General features: G+C 73.2%; 2 protein-coding genes, 1 tRNA gene and 1 other RNA gene. 1 reads left to right on the forward strand and 3 read right to left on the reverse strand.

Translation table 11 applies throughout. The annotated features are described in order from the left end of the window. Both M4J07_RS47440 and ffs read right to left on the reverse strand, forming a co-directional pair. Window positions 1–1,310 (reverse strand): DNA polymerase III subunit gamma/tau (locus M4J07_RS47440; protein ID WP_255983570.1); only part of this gene is annotated, 1,310 nt, incomplete at its 3' end. A 64-nt stretch (window positions 1,311–1,374) separates the two neighbouring features. Next, window positions 1,375–1,473, reverse strand: an RNA gene (gene ffs / locus M4J07_RS47445) — signal recognition particle sRNA small type. Between the two features lie 72 nt (window positions 1,474–1,545). Here ffs and M4J07_RS47450 point away from each other — a divergent pair. After that, window positions 1,546–1,630, forward strand: a tRNA-Ser gene (locus M4J07_RS47450). 117 nt (window positions 1,631–1,747) lie between these two features. Here M4J07_RS47450 and M4J07_RS47455 read toward each other — a convergent pair. Beyond that, window positions 1,748–2,783: alkene reductase (locus M4J07_RS47455; RefSeq protein WP_255983572.1), on the reverse strand; the 1,036-nt coding region annotated here is incomplete at its 5' end.

The following is a 2,783-nucleotide window of genomic DNA, read 5'->3' on the forward strand; positions in this document are numbered from 1 at the left end:
GGAGCCGGGGCCGGGGTGCCGCGCACCGCCGCGCGCGCCGCGGCGGGCCCGCCACCGGGGGCGACCGGGGCCGCCGGAGGCTGCGCGTGGGCGTCGGGACCGGGGACGTACGCCATGGCCGGAGCGGCGCCCTGCCCGCCCGGGGTGAAGACGCCGCCGCGCTCGATGCGGTCGAGGCGGGCCATGACGGACCGGGCGTCGTCGTACGCCGCGGGCAGCAGCACGCGCGCACAGATCAGCTCCAGCTGGAGGCGCGGCGAGTTGGCACCGCGCATCTCCGTCAGGCCCTCGTTCACGAGGTCGGCGGCGCGGCTGAGCTCGGCGGCGCCGAACGTGCTCGCCTGCGCCAGCATCCGCTCCACGACATCGGCCGGGGCGTCGATCAGCCCCTTCTCCGCCGCGTCCGGGACCGCGGCCAGGATCACCAGGTCACGGAGCCGCTCCAGGAGGTCGGTGACGAACCTGCGCGGGTCGTTGCCCCCTTCGATGATGCGGTCCACGACCTCGAAGGCGGCGGCGCCGTCACCGGTGGCGAAGGCCTCGACGACCGAGTCGAGCAGCGCGGCGTCCGTATACCCGAGCAGGCCCGTCGCCATGGCGTACGTCACACCGTCCTCGGCGGCGCCGGCGAGCAGCTGGTCCATGACGGACATCGAGTCACGGACCGAACCCGCGCCCGCGCGCACGACGAGCGGCAGCACGCCGTCCTCGACGGGGATGGCCTCCTTGCCGCACACCTCGCCCAGGTAGTCCCGCAGGGTGCCCGGGGGGACCAGCCGGAACGGGTAGTGGTGCGTGCGCGACCGGATCGTCCCGATGACCTTCTCGGGCTCGGTGGTCGCGAAGATGAACTTGAGGTGCTCCGGCGGCTCCTCGACGACCTTCAGCAGTGCGTTGAAACCCGCCGACGTGACCATGTGGGCCTCGTCGATGATGTAGATCTTGTACCGGCTGCTCGCCGGGCCGAAGAAGGCCTTCTCGCGCAGGTCACGGGCGTCGTCCACACCACCGTGCGATGCCGCGTCGATCTCGATGACATCGATCGAGCCCGGTCCGTTCCTCGCGAGGTCCTGGCAGGACTGGCACTCGCCGCAGGGCGTCGGAGTGGGGCCCTGCTCACAGTTCAGACAGCGGGCCAGGATGCGCGCGCTGGTCGTCTTGCCGCAGCCGCGCGGACCACTGAACAGGTACGCGTGATTGACCCGGTTGTTCCGCAGCGCCTGCTGCAGCGGGTCGGTTACATGCTCCTGCCCGATGACCTCGGCGAACGACTCCGGGCGATAGCGGCGGTACAGCGCGAGAGACGACACGCATACGAGGTTATAGGCGCCCACTGACAACCACGGCCGCCCCGGACGGCGAACCCGCCCCGGAAACACAAGCGCCCCCCACGCACCCGCCAGAGCCGACCTACCCTTGCTGCCTTCCGGCCCTGGGGGAGTTCAGTCAGATAGCGCCACGTGAGGGGCTGCGCCCAGAGTACATGCTCCGGGTGGGTGGGAACGAGTTCGCGAGCACTCCTCAACGTCTTGTATTGTTTGCCGCGGAGGATTCGCCTAGAGGCCTAGGGCGCACGCTTGGAAAGCGTGTTGGGGGCAACCCCTCACGAGTTCGAATCTCGTATCCTCCGCCTCCGCCCGTCAGGGCGATCGAAGGGCCCCGCTGCTTGCAGCGGGGCCCTTCGGCGTTCCGGCGAGCGGGGAACCCCCGTTCAGGGGGCCCGGAGCCCGAGCCCCGAGCCCCGGTCTCACCCGGCGGTTCCGGCCGCGGGCAGCGTCGGATAGTCCGTGTAGCCCTCCGGACCGCCCACGTACATCAGGTACTTGTCCCGTACGGGGTTCAGGGGCGCGCCCGTCCGGAGCCGCGCGACCAGGTCGGGGTTGGCGAGGAACGGGCGGCCCAGGGCGATCAGGTCCGCGCCCGCCGCGAGCAGCCGGTCGGCGGCCGCGCGGACCGGCTCGGCGGCGAGGGGGCCGTCGGGCAGGACCGGGTTGGCGACGAGGGTGCCGGGCCAGGCGGCGCGGAGGGCACGGAAGACCGGGTCGGACGGCTTCGCGTGCACGACGTGGAGGTAGGCGAGCGGGCCGACGGACTTGAGCTCCGCCACCAGCGCCGGGTAGATCGCCTCCGTGTCGCCCTCCTCGATGCCGTTCACGGTGAGGCCGGGCGAGAGGCGTACGCCGACCCGCTCCGGGCCGATCGCCTCGGCGACGGCGCGGACCACCTCCACCGTGAAGCGGATGCGGTGGGCGACCGGGCCGCCGTACGCGTCGGTGCGGCGGTTGGTGTTGCCCGCCAGGAACTGGTGCAGCAGATAGCCGTTGGCCGAGTGGACCTCGACGCCCTCGAAGCCCGCGGCGACCGCCCGGCGGGCCGAGGCCGCGAAGTCGGCGACCGTGGCGGCGATCTCGTCGGGCGTCAGCTCCCGGGGCACGGGCGCCGGCCGGTGGCCGCCTGCCGTGTGGATGCCGTCCGGGAGCGGGACCGGGGACGGGGCGAGCGGGGTCAGTCCGCTGGTGTCCGGGTGGCCGACCCGGCCCCCGTGCTGGAGCTGCAGGAACATCCGGCCGCCCCCCGCCCGGACGGCCTCCGTGACCTGGCGCCAGCCCGCCTCGTGGGCGTCGGTGTGCAGGGCGGTGATGTTCGGGTACGTCCGGCCGACCGCGTTCGGCGTCGCGGCCTCGGCGACGATCAGGCCGGCCGCGGCGCGCTGCGCGTAGTACGTGGCCATGAGGGGCGTGGGGACGCCGTCGGCGGTGGCGCGGTTGCGGGTCATCGGGGCC

It is taken from the genome of Streptomyces longispororuber, from assembly GCF_024448165.1.
Classification (GTDB): Bacteria; Actinomycetota; Actinomycetes; order Streptomycetales; family Streptomycetaceae; genus Streptomyces; species Streptomyces longispororuber_A.